Annotated in this window: 15 protein-coding genes and 1 pseudogene; 5 read left to right on the top strand and 11 right to left on the bottom strand. The window is 74.7% G+C overall.

Features of this window, described 5'->3' with window-relative positions; translation table 11 throughout:
* The first annotated feature begins 179 nt into the window (after nucleotides 1-179).
* Nucleotides 180-1,580 carry an alpha,alpha-trehalose-phosphate synthase (UDP-forming) gene (locus GA0070623_RS24595; protein ID WP_067308557.1) on the top strand — a complete coding sequence of 467 codons (1,401 nt, stop codon included), beginning with the start codon at nucleotides 180-182 and terminating at the stop codon, nucleotides 1,578-1,580.
* Nucleotides 1,581-1,621: 41 nt separating this feature from the next.
* Nucleotides 1,622-4,183 (top strand): trehalose-phosphatase, encoded by a 2,562-nt coding sequence (gene otsB / locus GA0070623_RS24590; RefSeq protein ID WP_067308592.1) that lies wholly within the window; start codon nucleotides 1,622-1,624, stop codon nucleotides 4,181-4,183.
* A gap of 98 nt (nucleotides 4,184-4,281) precedes the next feature.
* Here the strand turns inward: otsB and cobA are convergent, their stop codons facing one another.
* Genes cobA through cobC form a run of 3 tightly spaced genes read right to left on the bottom strand, consistent with a single transcriptional unit; the run spans nucleotide 4,282 to nucleotide 7,789 of the window.
* Nucleotides 4,282-5,553 (bottom strand): uroporphyrinogen-III C-methyltransferase, encoded by a 1,272-nt coding sequence (cobA, locus tag GA0070623_RS24585; protein WP_067308554.1) that lies wholly within the window; start codon nucleotides 5,551-5,553, stop codon nucleotides 4,282-4,284.
* Nucleotides 5,550-6,704 (bottom strand): nicotinate-nucleotide--dimethylbenzimidazole phosphoribosyltransferase, encoded by a 1,155-nt coding sequence (gene cobT / locus GA0070623_RS24580; RefSeq protein WP_067308552.1) that lies wholly within the window; start codon nucleotides 6,702-6,704, stop codon nucleotides 5,550-5,552. Before cobT ends, cobA begins: the two co-directional genes overlap by 4 nt.
* Nucleotides 6,704-7,789, bottom strand: a complete 1,086-nt coding sequence (cobC, locus tag GA0070623_RS24575; protein ID WP_067308549.1) for an Rv2231c family pyridoxal phosphate-dependent protein CobC — start codon at nucleotides 7,787-7,789, stop codon at nucleotides 6,704-6,706. The genes cobT and cobC overlap by 1 nt, the downstream gene beginning before the upstream one ends.
* Nucleotides 7,790-7,925: 136 nt before the next feature.
* Here cobC and GA0070623_RS24570 point away from each other — a divergent pair, with 136 nt between their 5' ends.
* On the top strand, nucleotides 7,926-10,058 hold the full coding sequence (locus tag GA0070623_RS24570; RefSeq protein WP_067308546.1) for a transglycosylase domain-containing protein: 2,133 nt from the start codon (nucleotides 7,926-7,928) through the stop codon (nucleotides 10,056-10,058).
* Nucleotides 10,059-10,093: 35 nt separating this feature from the next.
* Here GA0070623_RS24570 and GA0070623_RS24565 read toward each other — a convergent pair whose 3' ends face one another.
* A complete protein-coding gene (locus tag GA0070623_RS24565; protein ID WP_067308589.1) occupies nucleotides 10,094-11,470 on the bottom strand; it encodes a cobyrinate a,c-diamide synthase in 1,377 nt (458 codons plus the stop codon).
* A 182-nt stretch (nucleotides 11,471-11,652) separates the two neighbouring features.
* Between GA0070623_RS24565 and GA0070623_RS24560 the strand changes: the two genes are divergently transcribed.
* Nucleotides 11,653-12,468: an SURF1 family cytochrome oxidase biogenesis protein gene (locus GA0070623_RS24560; RefSeq protein ID WP_067308543.1), complete on the top strand. Its 816-nt coding sequence runs from the start codon at nucleotides 11,653-11,655 to the stop codon at nucleotides 12,466-12,468.
* 98 nt (nucleotides 12,469-12,566) lie between these two features.
* On the opposite strand, the gene GA0070623_RS24555 is transcribed toward GA0070623_RS24560, so the two are convergent.
* The 4 genes and pseudogenes from GA0070623_RS24555 to GA0070623_RS24540 all read right to left on the bottom strand — a co-directional run.
* Nucleotides 12,567-14,237: an ATP-dependent DNA ligase gene (locus tag GA0070623_RS24555; RefSeq protein ID WP_172898550.1), complete on the bottom strand. Its 1,671-nt coding sequence runs from the start codon at nucleotides 14,235-14,237 to the stop codon at nucleotides 12,567-12,569.
* Nucleotides 14,238-14,394: 157 nt separating this feature from the next.
* The gene (locus GA0070623_RS24550; protein ID WP_067308586.1) at nucleotides 14,395-14,601 is read right to left on the bottom strand and encodes a hypothetical protein; all 207 of its coding nucleotides are present in this window, start codon (nucleotides 14,599-14,601) and stop codon (nucleotides 14,395-14,397) included.
* 62 nt (nucleotides 14,602-14,663) lie between these two features.
* Nucleotides 14,664-16,031: a dipeptidase gene (locus GA0070623_RS24545; RefSeq protein ID WP_172898549.1), complete on the bottom strand. Its 1,368-nt coding sequence runs from the start codon at nucleotides 16,029-16,031 to the stop codon at nucleotides 14,664-14,666.
* Nucleotides 16,024-16,970, bottom strand: a pseudogene (locus GA0070623_RS24540) (uridine kinase family protein); the annotation flags it as partial. The pseudogene GA0070623_RS24540 and the gene GA0070623_RS24545, both read right to left, overlap by 8 nt.
* Between GA0070623_RS24540 and GA0070623_RS24535 the strand changes: the two are divergent.
* Nucleotides 16,905-17,306 (top strand): rhodanese-like domain-containing protein, encoded by a 402-nt coding sequence (locus GA0070623_RS24535; protein WP_067308583.1) that lies wholly within the window; start codon nucleotides 16,905-16,907, stop codon nucleotides 17,304-17,306. The pseudogene GA0070623_RS24540 and the gene GA0070623_RS24535 sit on opposite strands and share 66 nt — an antisense overlap.
* 26 nt (nucleotides 17,307-17,332) lie before the next feature.
* On the opposite strand, the gene GA0070623_RS24530 is transcribed toward GA0070623_RS24535, so the two are convergent.
* The 3 genes from GA0070623_RS24530 to GA0070623_RS24520 all read right to left on the bottom strand — a co-directional run bounded on the left by GA0070623_RS24530 (nucleotide 17,333) and on the right by GA0070623_RS24520 (nucleotide 20,803).
* The gene (locus tag GA0070623_RS24530; protein ID WP_067308531.1) at nucleotides 17,333-18,877 is read right to left on the bottom strand and encodes a cobyric acid synthase; all 1,545 of its coding nucleotides are present in this window, start codon (nucleotides 18,875-18,877) and stop codon (nucleotides 17,333-17,335) included.
* Entirely contained in the window at nucleotides 18,874-19,911 is a 1,038-nt protein-coding gene (locus GA0070623_RS24525) for a cobalamin biosynthesis protein (protein ID WP_089004365.1), read from the bottom strand. The genes GA0070623_RS24530 and GA0070623_RS24525 overlap by 4 nt, the downstream gene beginning before the upstream one ends.
* A gap of 121 nt (nucleotides 19,912-20,032) precedes the next feature.
* On the bottom strand, nucleotides 20,033-20,803 hold the full coding sequence (locus GA0070623_RS24520) for a single-stranded DNA-binding protein (protein ID WP_089004175.1): 771 nt from the start codon (nucleotides 20,801-20,803) through the stop codon (nucleotides 20,033-20,035).
* Nucleotides 20,804-20,991 lie beyond the last annotated feature (188 nt).

Here is a 20,991-nt window from a genome sequence, read left to right as displayed (position 1 = left end):
CATCACCCCGCCCCGGCCGCGGTCCGGCCCGCCAGGTGGGAGCGGGTGTCGTCAAGATCACGGTACGGGTTCAGCCGACGCGGGAAGGGTAGGTAACTGCGGCACGGGGTCCCAGAGGCCGCAGCTACGCTCAGTACGCTCATCGCGGTGGACCCGTCAGCACCCGGAGGTGGCCGATCGTGACCGTCCGTAGCTCCTTTGTCGTTGTGGCCAACCGACTGCCGGTCGACGAGGTGAGCACACCCGAGGGGCGGCAGTGGCGACGTAGCCCGGGTGGGCTGGTCACCGCGCTGCACCCTGTCCTCGCCGAGCACCGGGGCACCTGGGTCGGCTGGGCCGGTGGCACCGGCGCCGCCCCGGAGCCGTTCGACCTGGAGGGCATCCGACTGCACCCGGTGCCGTTGAGTGCCGAGGAGTTGGAACGCTACTACGAAGGCCAGTCCAACGCGACCATCTGGCCGCTCTATCACGACGCCGTCGAGACCCCCGCCTACAAGCGCCGCTGGCGGGAGGCGTACCGGCTGGTCAACGCCCGGTTCGCGGAGGCCGCCGCGGACGTGGCGGCCGAGGGGGCGACGGTCTGGGTGCAGGACTACCAGCTCCAGCTGGTCCCGGCGATGCTGCGCGAGCTGCGGCCGGATCTCAAGATCGGCTTCTTCCTGCACATCCCGTTCCCGCCGATCGAGCTGTTCATGCAGATGCCGTTCCGCACCGAGATCCTGCGCGGCCTGCTCGGCAGCGACCTGGTCGGTTTCCAGCAGCGGCTGGCCGCGCAGAACTTCGTCCGGCTGGCCCGGCACCTGCTCGGCCTGCGCTACGAGGGCCAGATGATCCAGGTCGACGGGCGGCAGGTGAAGGCCGGCGCGTTCCCGATCTCCATCGAGACCCGGGAGATGGAGCGGCTGGCCGAGGACCCGGCGATCCAGGCGCGGGCCAAGCAGATCCGCGAGGAGCTGGGCAACCCGAAGACGATCATCCTGGGCGTGGACCGGCTCGACTACACGAAGGGCATCGAGCTTCGACTCAAGGCCTTCCGCGAACTTCTTGCTGACGGAAAGTTGACAGTTCCGGACGCGGTTATGGTGCAGGTCGCCACGCCGAGCCGCGAGCGCGTCGAGCACTACCAGGCACTTCGTGTCAAGGTGGAACGCGAGGTTGGTCGGATTAATGGCGAATTCGGCAGGGTCGGCGTGCCGGCGGTGCATTATCTGCATCAGTCGTACAGTCGCTCCGAACTGGCCGCGATGTACGTCGCGGCCGACGTGATGATGGTGACCCCGCTGCGAGACGGAATGAACCTGGTGGCCAAGGAGTACGTCGCATCGCGCGCCGACCAGGGCGGTGCGCTCGTGCTCAGCGAGTTCGCCGGCGCCGCCACCGAGCTGCGCCAGGCGTTCCTGTGCAATCCGCACGACCCCGACGCCGTCAAGGACGCCCTCCTGCGGGCTGTACACGTAGAGAAGCCGGAGGCCCGCAGACGCATGCGGATCATGCAACGTCATCTGCGCACCCACGACGTGGGGCACTGGGCGAAGTCCTTTCTGACCGAGTTGGGCGCACCGGGGACGGAGGTCGAGTGAACGCCCCCACCGCCGAGATCGTCACCCCCGCCGCCGGGACGATGGACCCGGAGCTGCTCGCCGCGATCGGCCGGATCGCCCGCGTACCACAGCTCCTGGTCGCGTGCGACTACGACGGCACCCTCGCGCCGATCGTCGAGGACCCGAGCAAGGCCGTGCCGCTGCCCGAGTCGGTCGCCGCCGTCCGGGCGCTGGCGGCGCTGCCGCAGACCACCGTCGCGGTGGTCTCCGGCCGGGCGCTGCGCGACCTGGCCGCGCTCTCCCGGCTGCCCAACGAGATCCACCTCGTCGGCAGCCACGGCTCCGAGTTCGACATCGGCTTCGTCGAACGACTCTCCCCCGAGCTGGTCGCGGTCCGCACCCGGCTGCGCGACGCGCTGCGCGAGATCGCCGCCGCCCACCCGGGGGTACGGCTGGAACGCAAGCCGGCCAGCGTCGCGGTGCACACCCGCGGGGTCGACCCGCAGGTCGCCGCCGCCGCCGTCGAGGCCGTCCGCGCCGGGCCGGCGACGTGGGACGACGTCACCGTCACCCAGGGCAAGGAGGTCATCGAGCTGTCGGTGGTCGCCACCCACAAGGGCACCGCGGTCGACCAGCTCCGGACCCAGCTCTCGGCCAGCGCGGTGCTCTTCATCGGCGACGACGTCACCGACGAGAACGCCTTCGGCAACCTGCACGGACCCGACCTGGGCATCAAGATCGGTCCCGGCGACACCCAGGCGCACTACCGGGTGGCCGAGCCGATCGAGGCGGCCCGCGCCCTCGGTCTGCTGCTGGAGACCCGCCGGCACTGGCTCTTCGGCGAGCGGGCGGTGCCGATCGAACGGCACTCGATGCTGGCCAACGGCCGTACCGTCGCGCTGCTCACCCCCGAGGCCAAGGTGAGCTGGCTCTGCCACCCCAAGCCCGACTCGGCGGCGATCTTCGCCGACCTGGTCGGCGGCAGCCCGGCCGGGCACTTCACCGTCGGGCCGGAGCGCGGCGGCATCCCGCTGGGCCAGCGCTACCGCAACGGCACGATGACCGTGGAGACCCGCTGGTCCGGGCTCACCGTCACCGACTGGCTGGACCTGCCGGCCCGGGAGACCACCCCGGACGGCCCGGCCGTCGTCACCGGCGACTCCACCCTGGTCCGGGTACTCAGCGGCTCCGGCCGGGCCCGCGTCGAGTTCGCCCCGCGCCCCGAGTTCGGGCAGGTCGCCACCCAGCTCCAGCCGAAGAAGGACGGCCTGCTGGTGCTCGGCTCCAACGAGCCCGTCGCGCTCTACTCCCCCGGGGTGACCTGGCAGGTCCGCAACGACGGCGGGTACGAGACCGCGCACGCCGTGGTCGACCTCTCCGCCACCGGCGGCCAGGTGGTGCTGGAGCTGCGCTTCGGCACGCACAGCCTGGAGGACCACACGGTCGCCATCCACGACCGGCAGGCCAAGGCCGAGCAGCCCTGGAAGGAGTGGGTGGCCTCGCTGAAGCTGCCCGCCACCGCCCGGGACCTGGTCGCCCGTAGCGCGCTCACCCTGCGCGGGCTCTGCCACGAGGCGACCGGCTCGATCCTGGCGGCGGCGACCACCTCGCTGCCGGAGGAGCTGGGCGGCGTCCGCAACTGGGACTACCGGTACTGCTGGCTACGGGACGCGGCGATGACCGCCCGGGCCCTGGTCGACCTCGGCTCGATCGAGGAGGCCGAGGCGCTGCTGCGCTGGGTGGACGGCTGCATCGAGCGCACCGGCGGGCACCCCGAGCGGCTGCACCCGCTCTACACGGTGGACGGCTACGAGCTGGGCGCCGAGGCGGTCATCGACACCCTCCCCGGGTACGCCGGCTCCCGGCCGGTCCGGGTCGGCAACCTCGCCAACCACCAGCTCCAACTGGACGTCTTCGGCCCGATCGCCGACCTGATCGCGGCCGTCGCCGACGCCCGGGGCTCGGTCCGCGACGACGAGTGGCGGGTGCTGGACAACATGGTCGAGGCGGTCCGCCGCCGCTGGCACGAGCCCGACCACGGCATCTGGGAGGCCCGCCTCCCACCCCGGCACCACATCTTCTCGAAGGTGATGTGCTGGATGACCGTCGACCGGGCCCTGCACGTGGTACGCCAGCACGACGGCGAGGACCGGCCGGAGTGGGTGGAGCTGCGCGACCGGATCGGCGCCAACGTGCTGGAGAACGGCTGGCACGAGGAGGTCGAGGCGTACAGCGTCGCGTACGGCGACGAGGACATGGACGCCTCCTCGCTCTGGATCGGGCTCTCCGGCCTGCTCCCGGGGGACGACCCGCGCTTCCTCTCCACCGTGCTCAGGATCGAGGCGGATCTGCGCAGCGGTCCGGTCGTCTACCGCTACCACTGGGACGACGGCCTGCCCGGCCGGGAGGGCGGCTTCCACATCTGCACGGCGTGGCTGATCGAGGCGTACCTGCGCACCGGTCGACGCACCGACGCTGAGGAGCTGTTCGCCCAGATGATCGACACCGCCGGCCCGACCGGGCTGCTCCCCGAGCAGTACGACCCGCTGGCCGAGCGGGGGCTGGGCAACCACCCGCAGGCGTACAGCCATCTCGGGCTGATCCGCTGCGCCCTGCTGCTGGACAACATGCTCAAGCAGTAACCCGGCCCGGACGCGTTCGAGGTGGCGGTGTCCCCGGCCGGGGACACCGCCACCTCGGCGCACGGGAGGCGACACCGCCGCGCCCCGGGTGCGGGCGGTCAGCCGGTGAGGGCGTCGACCACCTCGCCGATCACCACGATGGCCGGCGGACGCAGGCCCGCCCCGGCCACGTCCGCCGCCACCGTGCCGAGGGTCGACCGGAGGCTGCGCTGCGCGCCCGTGGTGCCCTCCTGGACCACCGCGACCGGGGTGGCCGCGTCCCGGCCGTGCCGGGTCAGGGTGGCCGTGATGGCGGCCAGGTTCTTCAGCCCCATCAGCACCACCAGGGTGCCGCGCAGGCCGGCGAGCGCCTCCCAGCGCACCAGGGAGGCCGGCGAGTCCGGGGCGACGTGCCCGGAGACCACGGTGAACTCGTGCGCCACCGCCCGGTGGGTGACCGGGACACCGGCCGCCGCCGGCACGGCGATCGCACTGGTCACCCCCGGCACCACGGTCACCGGCACCCCGGCCGCCGCGCAGGCCAGCAACTCCTCCCCGCCCCGGCCGAAGACGTACGGGTCGCCGCCCTTGAGCCGGACCACCACCTTCCCGGCGAGCGCCCGGTCGACCAGGATCCGGTTGATCTCCTCCTGGGTCCGCGACGGGCCGTAGGGGATCTTGGCGGCGTCGACCAGCTCGACGTCGGGGCGCAGCTCGTCCAGGAGGAGTCCGGGCACCAGCCGGTCGGCGACCACCACCTCCGCCTCGGTCAGCAGCCGCCATCCCTTCACCGTGATCAGCTCCGGGTCACCCGGTCCCGCGCCGACGAGCGCCACCCGCCCGACCGGGCCGGCGGGCGGCGTCACCGCGTCTCCCGACCCGACCGGCACCGGCGGGCCGACGCCGACCCCGGCCACCGGGCCGACACCGGCCGCGGCCTGCGCGTTGAGCAGTTCCCGCACGGCGTCCCGGACGCCCACCGCCCGGCGCGGGTCGCCCCCGCCGAGCACGGCGACGGTGACCGGCCCGTGCCGGGTGACCGCCGGCGTCCACGCGGTGGCCGCCGCCCGGTCGTCGGCCCGGACGCAGAAGATCCGGCGTTCGGCGGCGACCGCGCTGACCGCGGCGGCGGCGTGCGGATCGTCCACCGCGACCTGCACCAGCCACGCGCCGTCGAGGTCCTCGGGGACGAACCGGCGGGGTCGCCAGTGCAGCCGCCCGGCGTCGACGTGCGCTTGCAGCGCCGGGGTCACCTCGGGCGCGACGAGCAGGACCTCGGCGTCGGCGTCCAGCAGAGCGGGCACCCGGCGGGTGGCCACCGCGCCGCCGCCCACCACGACCACCCGCCGCCCGGCGAGCCGCAGGCCGAGGGGGTACGGGTTGGCGCTCACTTCTCGGAGACCCCCGCCGCGTCGAAGGTGGCCACCTCGTGCAGCACCCGGACCGCGCCGGTGACCACCGGCAGCGCCAGCAGCGCGCCGGTGCCCTCGCCGAGCCGCAGGCCCAGGTCGACCAGCGGGTCGAGACCGAGGTGCCGCAGCGCCACGGTGGCGCCCGGCTCGGCGGACCGGTGCCCGGCGACCATCGCGCCGACCGCGTCGGGGGCGAAGGCGGTGGCGGCGAGTGCGGCGCTGGCCGCGATCACCCCGTCGAGCAGCACCGGCACCCGACGGGCCGCCGCGCCGAGGATCAGCCCGGCCAGCGCCGCGTGCTCCAGGCCACCGACGGCGGCCAGCACCCCCAGCGGATCGGCCGGGTCGGGCCGGTGCCGGTCCAGGGCCGTCCGCACCACCGCGACCTTGCGCCGGTACGTCTCGTCGTCGACCCCGGTCCCCCGGCCGGTCGTACCGGCCGGGTCGACCCCGGTGAACACGGCGACCAGCGCGGCGGACGGCGTGGTGTTGGCGATCCCCATGTCCCCGGTGAGCAGCACGCCCGCCCCGGCGTCGATCAGCGCACCGGCGACCCGGATGCCGACCTCGACCGCCGCCCGCGCCTCGTCCCGGGTGAGCGCGGCGGTGACCGTCATGTCCCGGGTACCCCGCCGGACGTTCGCGTCGACCAGGCGCGACGCCGTCCGGTCGGGTCCGCTGCGGTGGGCGGGGTCGCCGGACACGCCCGCCACGGTGGCGGCCACGTCGGTGGGCTCGCCGGCCAGGTCGGCGGGGCCGACGGTCGGGAACGGCAGCGGGGTGGCCACCCCGACGTCGACCACGGTGACCGACGCGCCGGCCTGCCGGGCGAACGCGTTGACCACCGCCCCGCCGGCCAGGAAGTTCCCGATCATCTGGGCGGTGACCTCCTGCGGCCACGGGGTGACCCGCTGGGCGTGCACGCCGTGGTCACCGGCGAAGATCGCCACCGCCGCCGGTTCGGGCAGCGGGGGCGGGCAGGTCCCGGCCAGCCCGGCCAGGCGTACCGACAGCTCCTCCAGGGCACCGAGTGAGCCGGCAGGTTTGGTGAGCCGGGCCTGGAGGTCCCGGGCGGCCGTCATCGCCGCCCTGTCGGGCGGGCCGATCGCCGCGATCGTCGTCTCCACCATCATGCCTCCAGGATCTCCGCCAGTACCTCGATGAACGCGTCGGTGGTCGCCGGGTCGCGCACGGCGATCCGCAGCCAGTCCGGCCCCAGCCCGGGAAAGGTGTCGCCCCGGCGGACGGCCCAGCCCCGGTCGCGCAACGCCTCGCGTACCCGGTCGCCGCCGGGTCGGTGGATCAGGACGAAGGCGCTGGCCGGGCGGCCCGCGACGCGCACCCCGGGCAGGGCCGACAGGCGGCTCACCAGGTGGTCGCGGTCGGCGGCGAGCCGGGCGGCGATGGCGCGCTCGGCGGCGACGGCGGTCGGCGACGCGACGGCCGTGGCGGCGGCCAGCGCCGGGGTGGAGACGGGCCAGAGCGGCTGGACGGCGGCGAGGCGCTCCAGCAGGGCGGGCGCACCCAGCAGGTAGCCGATCCGCAGACCGGCCAGGCCCCAGGTCTTGGTGAGGCTGCGCACCACCACCAGGCCGGGCAGGTCGCGCCGGCCGGCGAGCGATTCCGGCTCACCCCGGACACCGGGCGCGCCGGTGGTGTCGGCGAACGCCTCGTCGACGACGAGCACCCGGCCCGGCCGGGCCAGCGCGGCCAGGTCGGTGGCGGGATGCAGCACCGAGGTCGGGTTGGTCGGGTTGCCGATCATGACCAGCCCGGCGTCGGCCGGCACCAGGGCCGGGTCGAGCCGGAAGCCGTCGTCCGGGTCGAGGAGCACCCGCTCGACGCGGTGTCCGGCGGCCCGCAGCGCGGCCTCCGGCTCGGTGAACTGCGGGTGCACCACCACCGGCCGGTGGACCCCGGACAGGGCGCGGGCGAGCAGCACGAAGCCCTCGGCGGCACCGGCGGTGAGCAGCACCTCCTCCGGCGGGCGGCCGTGCCGGGCGGCGACGGCGGCCCGGGCCGGTCGGGGGTCGGGGTAGCTGGCCAGCCCGGCCAGGGCGGCGGTGACCGGGGCGGCCAGCCAGTCCGGCATCGGATCCCGGCGGACGTTGACGGCCAGGTCGACCAGGCCGGGGGTGGCCTCGACGTCCCCGTGGTGGGCGAGATCCGGTTCGCCGGTGGTGGTCGGCGCGACGCCGGTCGGTTGCCCGTGCATGACCGCGATCCTGCCGGGAAGCCGGCGCGGTGGACAGCCGAACCCGGCGTGGGACACATCACGGCCACCGATGGGACACCGACGGCGTTCATGAATTCTTCTCATGAATGATTCGGAAATGTCATAACTTGACCGGGTGAGCAATCGACCCCTTGCCGCCGCAGGTCGTTCCGTTCCTCTCCTCCGCGCCGGGCTGATCGCCGGCGTCGTGCTCGCCGCCGTGGCGTACCCGCTGGCCGCCGTGACCGGCCTCGGCGCCAAGGCCACCGCGCACGCCGTGGAGCACAAGACGAACATCCTGCGCACCGCGCTGCCCGCCGAGACGTCCTACCTCTACGCCCCGGACGGCAAGACGATCCTGACCATGTTCTACGAGGAGTACCGGCAGTACACCAAGTTGTCGGACATGTCGCCGAACATCCAGCAGGCCATCGTCGCCGCCGAGGACAACCGCTTCTACCAGCACTCGGGCGTCGACCCCAAGGGCGTCGCCCGCGCCTTCGTGGCCAACGCCCGCTCCAGCGGCGTCTCCCAGGGCGCGTCGACACTGACCATGCAGTACGTCCGGATGGCGCTGCGGGACAGCGCGCAGACACCCGAGGAGGTGCAGGAGGCCACCCAGCAGACCAGCCTGCGCAAGGTCAAGGAGATGCGGATGGCGCTCGACATCGAGAAGGAGCTGACCAAGGAGCAGATCCTGGAGCGCTACCTCAACTCGGCGTACTTCGGCCACCGGGCGTACGGCATCTACGCAGCGGCCCAGATCTTCTTCTCCAAGACCCCGGCCACCCTCAGCCCGGTCGAGGCGGCCACCCTCGCCGGGCTGGTCAAGTCCCCCTCCGAGTACGACCCGCTCAGCTCCGACCAGAAGGACGCCACCGACCGGCGCAACTACGTGCTCGACAAGATGGCCCAGCTCCACTACCTGTCCCCGGACGCCGCCGCGGTGGCGAAGAACGAACCGATCCGGACCCGACCCACCACCCCGGCCAACGACTGCGCCTCGATCCCCGGCGCGTACAACGCCTGGGGCTTCGCCTGCGACTACGTGAAGAACTGGTGGAGCGCGCAGCCCGCGTTCGGGGAGAACCGGCTGGAACGGATGGACAAGCTGCGCCGGGGCGGCTACCGGATCGTGCTGAGCCTCGACCCGAAGGTCCAGGCCGCCGCCGAGAAGAACGTCGGCGCGAAGGAGCGGGTCGGCAGCCCCTTCGCCAACGGGATCGTGGTCGCCGAACCGGGCACCGGACGGATCAAGGCGATGGCGGTGAACCGGACCTACTCCCTGGACGTCGGCGACAACGGCCCCAGCTCGAACCCGGAGGCCGACCCGAAGACGAAGGCGAACTACCCGAACACGGTCGCCCCGCTGCTCGGCGGCGGCACCCTCCCCGGGTACCAGGCCGGCTCGACGTTCAAGATGTTCCCGATGCTGGCCGCGCTCGACGCCGGCATGCCGCTGTCCACCGCGTTCGACTCGCCGTACCGGTACCGGTCCGCCGTCTACGACGGGTGGGCGCCGTCCAACGCCAGCGGGGCGATGACCGGCCGGCAGACCATGTGGTCCGGGTTCGGCAAGTCGGTCAACACCTACTTCGTCCAGCTGGAGGAGAAGATCGGCGCGGACCGGGGGGTGCACCTCGCCGAGCAGTTGGGCCTGCGCTGGCGGACCGACGTCGACAAGGAGCAGGCGTCACCCGCCAAGGCGAAGAAGTGGGGCGCGTTCACCCTGGGCGTCTCCGACGCCACCCCGTTGGAGATGGCCAACGCGTACGCCGCGATCGCCGCCGACGGCCGGTACTGCGAGGCGATGCCGGTGAACTCGATCACCAACCGGGACGGCACCCCGGCCACCTACCGTACCGCCGGCGGCATCGAACGGGAGGTCGCCAAGCCCCGCTGCCGGCAGGTGGTGAACGCCGACGCGGCGCGGGCCGCCACCGACGCGGCGCGCTGCCCCACCGGGGACACCCCGGCCAAGGGAAGCTGCGGGGGCTGGTCGACGGCGGACAGCGTGCGCCGCACGGTGGGCCGCCCGGTGGCCGGCAAGACCGGCACCACCGACAGCACCCGGTCGGCCTGGTTCGTCGGCTACACCCCGGAGCTGGCGGCGGCGAGCTTCATCGCCGACCCGGACAACCCGTTCAACGCGGTCGGCGACGGACAGTCGCAGATCCCGGTCAACGCGGTCGCCCAGACTCTGCGGGACGGCCTCAAGGGCACCCCGACCCGCCAGTTCACCCCACCGTCGGACGCCATCGTCGGCTGACCCGCCAGGCGACGCCCGGCCGGAACGCGACGCGGTCAGGCCGGGGCGGCGACACCCTCGACCGGCGACGGCAGCGCCGCCGCCGTCACCAGCCGGGTCGCGATCCCGGGGTACGCCGCCCAGTGCAGGCCGAGCTGGGAGGCGTGCACGCCCCGCCAGACGAAGCCCTCGGGCGAGCCGCCCTCCCAGCTCCACGCGGCCCGCTGACCCGACCGGGGCGTGAGCACGGCACCGTGCTGCTTGTAACCCACCACCGTCGTCCCGGCGGCGGCGACCACGCTGTCGGACTGGGCGACCGCCTCCCGGTAGCCCACCACCAGGCCGTCCCGGCTGGCCCCGATCGCGTCCAGCACCCCGCACATCGGCAGGCCGTCCAGCTCGCGGGCCAGCCACAGCAGGCCGGTGCCCTCGGCGATCACCGGCCGCCCGGTGCGGGCCAGCTCCGCCACCGCGATGCAGAGCCGCCGGTTGGCCGACAGGTCCCGCGCGTACGACTCGGGCAGCGCGCCGCCGACCACCAGCGCGCGGGTGCCGGCGGGCAGTGCCTCGTCGCGCAGCGGGTCGACCGTGACCACCTGCGCCCCGGCGGCCCGGAGCAGCTCGGCGACCTCCGGGTGGCCGTAACTGCCGCCCGGCCCCCCGGCCAGCGCCACCACCGGCGCGTCCCCGCCCGGAGCCCCGGGGGCCGGCGACCACGGCGCGACGGAGAGCGCCGGGGCGGAGCGGGCCAGCGCGAGCAGGCGCTCCAGGTCGACCGTGCCGGCGACCGCCTCACCGAGCCGGCGGACCGCCCGGGTCGCCTCCGTGTCGCGGGCGAGCACCGGCACCACACCGTGCCGGCGGGCGGGCAACACCGGGGGCAGCTCGTGGCGACGCAGCGCGCCGTAGACCGGCACCCCGACGTCGTCGAGCGCCTCCCGGAGCATGGCCTCGTGCCGGCCGGACGCCACCTGGGTGAGGATCACCCCACCCAGCCAGAGCTGCTCGTCGTACGAGCGGAAGCCGTGCACCAGGGCGGCCACCGACTGCCCCATCGCCGCCACGTCCACCGCCAGCACGACGGGGCTGCGCAGCGCGGTCGCGACGGCGGCGGTGGACTCCGCCTCGGGACGGCCGGCGACCGAGTCGTACAGGCCCATGGTGCCCTGGACCAGGGCCAGCGCGGCACCCTGGGCGCCGTGCGCGAAGAGCGGCCCGAGCTGGTCGGCGCCGGTCAGCCGGGGGTCGAGGTTGCGCCCGGGTCGGCCGGCGGCCAGCCCGAGGTACGCGGCGTCGACGTGGTCCGGGCCGACCTTGAAGCCGGCGACGTCCAGCCCCCGGTCGGCGAGGGCCGCGAGCAGGCCCACGGAGAGCGCGTTGGTGCCGTGACCGGAGGACGGCGCGCTGAACACGAGGCGCGGCACGGCGGTCATCATCGACTCCTCGGTGGTGACGGACAGTGGTGCGCGGACGGCCGGGAGGAACACCGGCGGCGATCCGCTCGCGTGACCATACCCGCCCGCACCGGCGGCGGAAGTCCGCCGAACCGGCGTCGCACGGACCGGTCCCGGGCCGTCGCGGAGGGTGGTGCCCGTCATACGGGTAGCCTCGTGCCGTGTACCGGTTCCTGCTGACCCCACGCTGGTTGGGCATCCTCGCGCTGACCCTGGCCGCCGCCGCCGTCATGGTGCTGCTCGGCAACTGGCAGCTGGACCGTTACCGGGAACGCACCGCGGTCAACGAACGCATCGACGCCGGCACCGCGGGCACGCCCGCGCCGCTGCGGTCCACCCTGCCCGCCCCGACCGGCGGCGCGGGCACGGTCGGCCCGCCCCCCGCCGAGCAGGCCGAGTGGAGCAGGGTCACCGCCACCGGCCGGTACGACCCCGCGCACGTCGTCCTGGTCCGGGGCCGGACGGTGGAGAGCCGGGTCGGCTTCGAGGTGCTCGCCCCGCTGGTGCTGGACGACGGCACGGCGGTGCTGGTCGACCGGGGCTGGGTTCCCCCGGCCCCCGGCGGCGCGCTGGCCGTGCCCCAGGTGCCCGCGCTGCCGACCGGGGAGGTGACCGTCATCGGCCGGGTGCACCCCACCGAGACCGGCGGCAGCGGCGTCGACCGGCGCGACGGCCGGCTGGAGACCCGTCGGGTGACCGTCGACAAGCTGGCCCGGGAGCTGCCGTACCCGCTGCACGGGGCGTACCTGCTGCTCGACGAGCAGACCCCGGCGAACGATCCGGCGTTCCGGGCGGTGCCGATCGGGCACGCGAACAACTGGCAGAACTTCGGCTACGTCGTCCAGTGGTGGCTGTTCGCCGTGATGACGCTGTTCGGCTACGGCTGGGTGGCCCGCCGGGAGGCCCGCCGCGCCGCCGGCCTGGACGCGCCGAAACTCCCCGTCGACCGGGCCGCCGAACCCGCCACCCCCGCCTGAACGGTGCCGGCACCGCCCTCGGCAGGCACCTTCCGACAGCTCAGCCGGCGTGCGGTGCCCGGTTCAGCGGGTGACCTGCCCGGCGCGCGGTGTCCGGCTCAGCCGGCGGAACGCCCCGCGTGCAGGGCGCGGACCGTGTCGATGGTGTCGGCCTCGGCAGCCGACTTGTCGTCGCGGTAGCGCAGCACCCGGGCGAACCGGAGGGCCACCCCGCCCGGGTAGCGGCTGCTGGCGAGCACGCCGTCGAAGGCGACCTCGACCACCTGCTCGGGACGCACCCGCACCACCCAGTCGCCGCGCTCCACGGCCAGCCCGAGGAAACGTTCGGTCTGCCAGCGCAGCACCTCGTCGGTCAGGCCCTTGAAGGTCTTGCCGAGCATCACGAAGTCACCGGTACGCGGATCCCGGGCACCGAGGTGCAGGTTGGACAGCCAACCCTGCCGCCGGCCACTGCCCCACTCGACCGCCAGCACCACCAGGTCGAGGGTGTGCCGGGGCTTGACCTTGACCCAGGCCGAACCGCGCCGACCGGCGTCGTAGGGGGCGTCCGGCGACTTGACCACGACCCCCTCCTGGCCGGCGTCGAGCGCGGCGGCGAACGCCGCACCGGCCTGCCCCGGATCATCGACCTCGACCCGGCCCACCAGCAACGACCCGTCGACCACCTCGGCGAGCCGGGTCCACCGCTGCCGGCCGGGCAGGTCGATCAGATCGTCGCCGTCGAGGTGCAACAGATCGAAGAAGTACGGCGTGAGCACGGCGGGGTCGGCCGGGTCCGTGGCGGCCTGCACCGCCAGGTCGGCCGGATCGGTGGCGGCCGGATCAGTGGCGGCCGGATCAGTGGCGGCCGGATCAGTGGCGGCCGGATCGGTCGGGTCGGGACCAGCGGGAACGGTCGCCCTGCCGGGAGACCTGCGGGCGGCCCGGCTGGAGGTCTGCGGGAACGGCAGCGGGCGACCGGCGGCGTCCAGCCCGATCGCCTCGCCGTCGAGCACCAGCTCCCGGACCGGCAACGCCCGAACCGCGGCGACCACCTCTGGCACCCGCGCGGTGATCTCGTCCAGGCTGCGGGTGAAGACCGCGACGTCGTCACCGGAGCGGTGCACCTGGATACGGATGCCGTCGAGTTTCACGTCGACCACCGCCGGCACCCCGGTGACCGCGAGCGCGGCGTCGACCGACGGGGCGCTCGACGCCAGCATCGGTGCGAGCGGACGGCCCACCCGGAGCCCGAAGCCGGCCAGCGCGGCGGCACCGCCGGTGCGGGCGGCCACCGCGACCGCCCGCAGGTCACCGACGAGCAGCAGCGCCCGACGTACCGCCGCCACCGGCACCTCGGCGGCCCGGGCGATGGCGTCGGCGAGCAGGCCGGCCTGGGCACCCTGGCGCAGCTCGCCCCGGAACAGGTCGACCAGGAACCGCTGCTCGTCGGCGGTGGCGGCACCGAGCAGAGCGGTGAGCAGCTGCCGGCGGCGGGCCTGGGAGCCGGGGCCGTGCACGGCGGCGATCCCGTCGACGGCCGCGTCGACGGCGGTCACGGTCAGCGTCGGCTCCGCGGCCGGCGGCGGCAGGTCACGCAGGCTGGCCCAGCCCACGCCGGTCTGCCGCTGGCGCAGCTCACCGGCGAGATAGCCGGAGCCGACCGCCACCTCGGACGGGTCGAGCGCCCGCAGCGCACCGGCCAGCAGCTCCACCTTGGCGCGTCGGCCGGTGGTGGCCGAGACGGCCGCGGAGGTGGCTGCCAGGTCGAGGAACCGCACGCACCTCATCCTGCCAGCCACCCCCGACACCACCCGGGCATTGCCGTACCCGGGCCGTCTGCCTGTCCGGGCACGGCACGCCCCGCCCGGTCGCCGGCCGGGCACGTCCGCACGGGACGGCCGGCCGGGCCGACCCCGGCGACGGGGTGCACCCCGGACCGCCCGCTCAGGCCGAGACGGGCTCCTCGACGCGCAGGCCACGGGCGCGGACCCCGTCGGCGACCCGGGACAGCACGCCGTCCAGGGCGACCAGCACCGCCGAAAGCTCGCCGAGCTGTTCCTTGAGCGTGTCCTCGGGCCACGCGGAGACGTCGACGTCCCCCAGAGCGCTCACGGCGGCTTCCAGCCGCGTCATCACGTCGTTCGTACGCATGTTCGAAAGGCTATACCAGGTGGTCTTCCGACACGCCGCAAACTCCGACATCGGCCCCGAAGTTACCGTTCCGCGACCTGACCGGCCGGCTGCCGCTGCCCGGCCACCTTCGCCAACAGCAACGCCTCGGCGAGGCAGACCCGGGCGAACTCGCCCAGGTGCAGGCTCTCGTTCGGGCCGTGCGCCCGCGCGTGCGGGTCCTCCACCCCGGTGACCAGGATCGCCGCCTGCGGAAACATCTCCTGGAAGGTGGCGATGAACGGGATCGAGCCCCCGATGCCGATGTCCACCGGCTCGGTCCCGTCCCAGGCGGCCCGGAACGCCGCGCGGGCGGCGTCGAACACCGGCCCCGAGGCGTCGATGACACACGGATCGCCGCCGCTCTCCAGGGTCACCGTCACCCGGGCACCCCACGGCGCGTGCTCCTCCAGGTGGGCACGGACCGCGTCGTACGCCCGCCGGGGGTCGTCACCCGGCGCGAGCCGTACGCTCAGCTTGGCCTTCGCGGCCGGGACCAGCGCGTTCGGTGCCTCGCCGGTGGCCGGGGCGTCGATTCCGAGCACCGCCACCGCCGGTTTGGTCCAGAGCCGGTCGGTGATCCGGCCGGTGCCGATCAGCGACACCCCGTCGACCACGCCGGCCTCGGCCCGGAACCGGTCCTCCGGATAGTCGACGGGAGCGCCCGTGCGGCCGGCCAGGCCCGCGACGGCCACGTCCCCGGCGGCGTCGTGCAGCGTGGCCAGCAGCCGGACCAGGGCGGTCACCGCGTCCGGGACGGCACCGCCGAACATCCCGCTGTGCACCGCGTGGTCCAGGGTGCGAACCTCGACGAACAGGTTGACCAGGCCGCGCAGCGAGGTGGTCAGGGCCGGTACGCCCACGTCCCAGTTCGCGGAGTCGGCGATCACGATGACGTCCGAGGCGATCTCCTCGCGGTGCTCGGTGAGGAGCCGCTCCAGCGAGTCGGAGCCGTACTCCTCCTCCCCCTCGATGAACAGCACCACGCCGACCGGGAGCTGGTCGCCGAAGGCGCGCAGGGCGGCGACGTGCGCCATGATGCCGGCCTTGTCGTCGGCGGCACCGCGCCCGTAGAGGCGACCCTCCCGCTCGACCGGCTCGAACGGCGCGGACTCCCACAGCGACAGGTCGCCGACGGGCTGGACGTCGTGGTGGGCGTACAGCAGCACGGTGGGTGCGCCGGGCGGGGCGGGCCGCGTCCCGATCACCGCAGGCTGACCGCCGGAGCGCACGATCCGCACGTCGAGACCGCAACCGCGCAGCAGCTCGGCGACCGCCTCGGCGGACCGCTCGACGTGGGAGTGGTCGAAGCCCTCGAAGGCGATGCCGGGAATGCGGACGAGGCGTTCCAGATCGGCACGGACGCCGGGCATCTCCCGCGCGACGGCGGCCCGCACCTCGGACTCGGACATGATCGGAGAGGTCATGACCGGCATCGTATGCCGGCCTTACCGGGCGGTACCCGGCGAGCGGGAACCCGCAGCCGGGGGACCGGATCAGGGTCGGGCTCGGCTCACGGGACCGGAACCGGGACCTGGGCCGGAGGCGGCACCCGGCGGCGGACGTAGTAGCGGTCGCGGTCGTGCGGCAGGGTCGGTGCCCCGTCGACCACCAGGTCGACGGCGGTGGCGGTCCGGTCGGCCGCGAAGTGGGCCTCCTCCCCCGCGTGCCAGCGCCGCAGCTCCGGCAGCAGCTGCGGCCCGTCCCGGTCCAGCGCGCGGCGCAGCCGCAGCCCGGCCGGCGCGGTGACCTGCACCGACAGGGTCAGCTCCGGCCGGATCGCCGCCCGTGCCGCGCTCACCCCCTCCAGCAGCAGCACCGGCGCGACCGGCACCGGCACCTCGCGGGGCAGGAACTCCCGCCGCACCCAGCTGTAACGCCGGTAGGACCCGGCCCGGCCGGCCCGCAGCGGGGCGAGCACCCGCTCCTCCAGGCGGGTCCAGAAGGTGAGCTGGTCGTCCCAGCCGTCGAGCAGGTCGTCGGTGTGCACCACCGGTGGCCGCCCGCCGCCGGGCAGCGCGGCGAGGGCGTCCGCGAGGCGCGCGGTGAAGGCGCTCTTGCCCGCGCCGCTGGGTCCGTCGACGGCCACCAGTCGGGTACGCCCCAACCGCGCCGGACCGGCGAGCACCCGCCGGGCCAGCGTCGCGTACGCCTCGACCAGCACCACCGTCACACCGGTGACGCTAGTGGGTGTCCCCCGTGAGCCTGGTTCCGCCGCGGGGAGTGCTGTTCGTCGGGCGGTGGTCAGGGTGCCGGGGCATGATCTGGACGTGCTCAATGACGTGATGAGTCCCGGCGTGGACGCCCTGCTGGAACAGGCCCGAGCCGGGCTGCGGCGGTTGAGTCCTCAGCAGACGGTCGAGGCGGTACGGGCGGGTGCGCTGCTGGTCGACACCCGCACCGAGAGGCAACGTCGTGAGCAGGGGGAGCTGCCCGGCGCGATCGTCATCGACCGCACGGTGCTGGAGTGGCGGCTGGACCCGGCCAGCGAGTGGCGGATCCCCGAGGCGACCGGCTACGACCGGGAGATCGTGGTGGTGTGCCGGCACGGCTACAGCTCCAGTCTGGCGGCGGCCAGCCTCCAGGCGCTGGGCCTGCGCAACGCCACCGACATGACCGGCGGCGTGCAGGCGTGGCGGGAGGCCGGGCTGCCCCTGTCCGACCAGCCCGCCGACCTCCGTCTCTGACGCCCGACCGGCAGGCGGCGGCGCGGTCAGGCGGTGGGTGGGGCACCGGGTGGCACGAACGGCAGGTCGGCCGGCGGACCGGCCTCGATGAGCCGCCACAACACGGTGGTGTCGAGGTGCTCCTCGACCAGATCGCCGAGCAGGTCGAGGGAGCGTTCGCGGGCGGCGGCGAAGGTGGTGTCCGGGGCGACGGTGAACCCGTGCCGGCCGGCCGACCGGGCCACCCCGGTCAGGAACCGGCGGCGGAACTCGTCGGACTCGAAGGCGCCGTGCCAGTGGGTGCCGTAAACCGCGCCGAGCCGGGCTCCTTCGGGGCGACCGTCGGCGTGGTGCAGCAGCGGGGGCAGCGCCGGGTCGGCGGTGGAGACGTACCCGTGGTGGATCTCGTAGCCGCGCACCGGGACGTCGGGGGCGGCGGTGCCGACGGCGGGCCGGACGGTCTTGGCCGGGTCGAAGGTGATCTCGATGGGCAGCAGGCCCAGGCCGGGGACGCTGCCCCGCCGACTCTCCACCGGGTCGTGGATGGCGGTGGCCAGCATCTGGAAGCCGCCGCAGATGCCGAGCAGCGGCCGACCGGCGGCGGCGTGCGCGGTGACCGCCTCGGCGAGCCCGGTCTCCCGCAGCCAGGCCAGGTCGGCGACGGTGGACTTGGAGCCGGGCAGGACGACCAGGTCGGCGGCGGCCAGCTCGGCGGGCTCGACGGTGAGCCGGACCCGGACGCCCGGCTCGGTGGCCAGGGCCTCCACGTCGGTGGCGTTGCTGATCCGGGGCAGCCGGACCACGGCGACGTCGAGCCATGCGGTGCCGTACGGGGCGGCGGGTCGGCCGAGCACCCGCCCGTAGGCGAGCGAGTCCTCGGCGTCGAGCCAGAGGTCGAGGTGCCAGGGCAGCACCCCGTAGGTGGGGCGGCCGGTCACCCGGTGCAGCATGTCCAGCCCGGGGCGGAGCAGGCCCAGGTCACCCCGGAACTTGTTGATCACGAAGCCGGCGACCAGGGCCTGGTCGGCCGGGTCGAGCAGGGCGACCGTGCCGAACATCGAGGCGAACACGCCACCCCGGTCGATGTCGCCGACCACGATGGTGGGGAGTTCGGCGTGCCGGGCCAGCCCCATGTTGACGTAGTCACCGGCCCGTAGGTTGATCTCGGCGGGGCTGCCGGCCCCCTCACAGATCACCACGTCGTACGCCGCCCGCAGCTCGGCCAGGGCCGCGTACGCCGTCTCGGCGAGCTTCGGGCGCAGGGTGCGGAAGTTGCCGGCGGTGACCGTGTCGACGGCCTCGCCGAGCAGCACCACCTGACTGGCCAGGTCGCTACCCGGCTTGAGCAGCACCGGGTTGAACCGCAGGTCGGGGGCGATCCCGCAGGCGGCAGCCTGCATCGCCTGGGCCCGACCGATCTCGCCGCCCCGCCCGTCCGGGCCGACCACCACGGCGGAGTTGTTGGACATGTTCTGCGCCTTGAACGGCGCGACGGCGACGCCCTGCCGGTGCAGCCAGCGGCAGATGCCGGCGGTGAGCACGCTCTTGCCCGCGTCGGACGTGGTGCCCGCGACGAGCAGCCCGCCGCTCATCGGCCGCTCCCCCGGCCGGGGGTGCCGAGGCGGGCGGTGAGCCGGCGGACCGGTTGCCGCAGCAGGCTACGGCCGGTGGCGGCGACCAGCCGGCCACCGGTCAGCGGCCAGAGGGCGGCCAGGGCGAGCGCGGCCAGGCCGACCCGGCCGGAGAGCCGGGCGGCCCGTTTCAGGTGCCGGGCCTCGGGGCGCGGGCCGTCGCCGAGGAACGGCCGCACCTCGGAGCGTCCGAAGTAGACGTTCCGGCCGCCGAGCCGGACACCGAGCGCCCCGGCCATGGCCGCCTCGCACTGGCCGGCGTTGGGGCTGGGGTGGTCGTGGCGGTCCCGTCGCCAGACCTGCCAGGCCCGCTCCCGGTCGCCGTGGACGCTGGGCGCGGCGGCGACGGTGAGCAGCCCGGTCAGTCGGGCCGGCAGCAGGTTGAGCAGGTCGTCGAGGCGGGCAGCGGGGGTGCCGAACCGGGCGTAGCGGGGTGAGCGGTGCCCGACCATCGCGTCCAGGGTGTTCGCCGCCCGGTAGCCGAGCAGGCCGGGCAGGCCGGCGAGGGCACCCCAGACCAGGGGGGCGACCACGGCGTCGGAGGTGTTCTCGGCGACCGACTCGACGGTGGCGCGGGCCAACTCGCCCTCGTCGAGGCGGGACGGATCCCGACCGCAGAGATGCCCGAGCCGGTGGCGGGCCGCCGGCAGGTCACCGGCGCGCAGGGCGTTACCCATCACCGTCGCCTCGTGGCGCAGCGTCCGACCGCCGAGCACCGTCCAGGTGCCGACGGCCACGACCAGGACCCGGGCCACCGGGTGCCGCCGGGTGGCCCGGTCGACGGCCACGCCGAGCAGCACCGGCGCACCCACCGCGACGGCGGTGAAGACCGCTCCCGCGCGGCGATCGGCCCGGTAGACCCGACGTTCCAGGATGCCGGCGGCCCGCCCGAAGCCGGCCACCGGATGCCCGCGCCGGGGATCGCCGAGCAGGCTGTCCAGCGCATACCCGGCCACCAGTCCGACCGCGTTCGCCGCCGCTGTGCGCCGCCCCACCCGCACCACCTCCGGCCGGCCAGCCTAGCCCCTGGGCGGGGTGGCCACGTCGCCGTCGCCACCCCGCCCCCGCCCGTACGAACCCGGCCCCGCGTCCCTTCCCCGGCGCGGGGCCGAGTTCTCAGGCCGGGACCGGCACCCGGCCCCGGCCCCGCCGGCCCCGACCCGCCGGGCCGCCGGCCACCTCGGCCGGCGTCGGGGCGGCCGGGCCGCCCGACGGGCGGTCGTCGCCGGGCTCCCCCTCGTCGCCCGGCCGACCCTCGTCATCCGGCCGGCTCTCGTCGTCGGGTAGCGGGGTCAGGTCGTCGTCGGGCTCGTCGTCGAGCGGGTCGACCGTCGGGGCGTACCCGGTGCCGGGCAGATCGTGGCCGGCGCGCGGGAAACCGAAGCCGGACAACCCGAAGTCGTCGTCCAGGGGGCGGTCGTCCGGCCCGGCGGGGGCCTGCCCCGGCGGCACCGGCTCGGTCGGTTCGCCCTGCACCCGGTGGGCCGTCTCGTCGTCCTCCACGGAGCTGGTGGCCATGCTCGGCCGGTTGCGCAGGAAGCGGGACCGGCCCCGGGAGAGGTCGTGCCCGACCGCGACCGCCTCCAACTCGTAGAGGACCCGGTGGTTGCCGGCGTCGTCGGTCCAGTCGCGGGTGTAGAGCCGCCCGGCGACCACCACCGGGTCGCCGACCATGATCGAGGCGGCCACCCCCTCGGCCAGCCTGCGCCAGCAGTTGACCCGGACGCGGAGGCTGTTGCCGTCCACCCAACGACCGCTGTCCCGGTTCAGGCGGCGGGCGGTCGAGGCCACCTTGAAGTTGGCGACCAGGGTGTTGCTCTGGGCGGTACGACGCCATTCCGGCGCGGTCAGCACATTGCCGACGATCGTTACGTAGGTGTCAAACATCGTTCCCTCTCCAGGGTCCGGCGGATATGGTGCCGAGTCGACTCGGGACCGAGCCTGGCCCGGCGCGGCATGCCGGCGCGAACACCCGACCCCGTCCTGTGGACAACCGGACGGGCTGTGGACGACAACCTGATCAAGGTCCCGGTGTGCTAGGCCGACCGGCCCTGGAGGCGGCCCCGGGATCGGAC

It is taken from the genome of Micromonospora rifamycinica (assembly GCF_900090265.1).
GTDB classification, from domain to species: domain Bacteria; phylum Actinomycetota; class Actinomycetes; order Mycobacteriales; family Micromonosporaceae; genus Micromonospora; species Micromonospora rifamycinica.
Note: the sequence above shows the minus strand (reverse complement) of the source record. Positions and strands in the feature narration are given on the sequence as shown.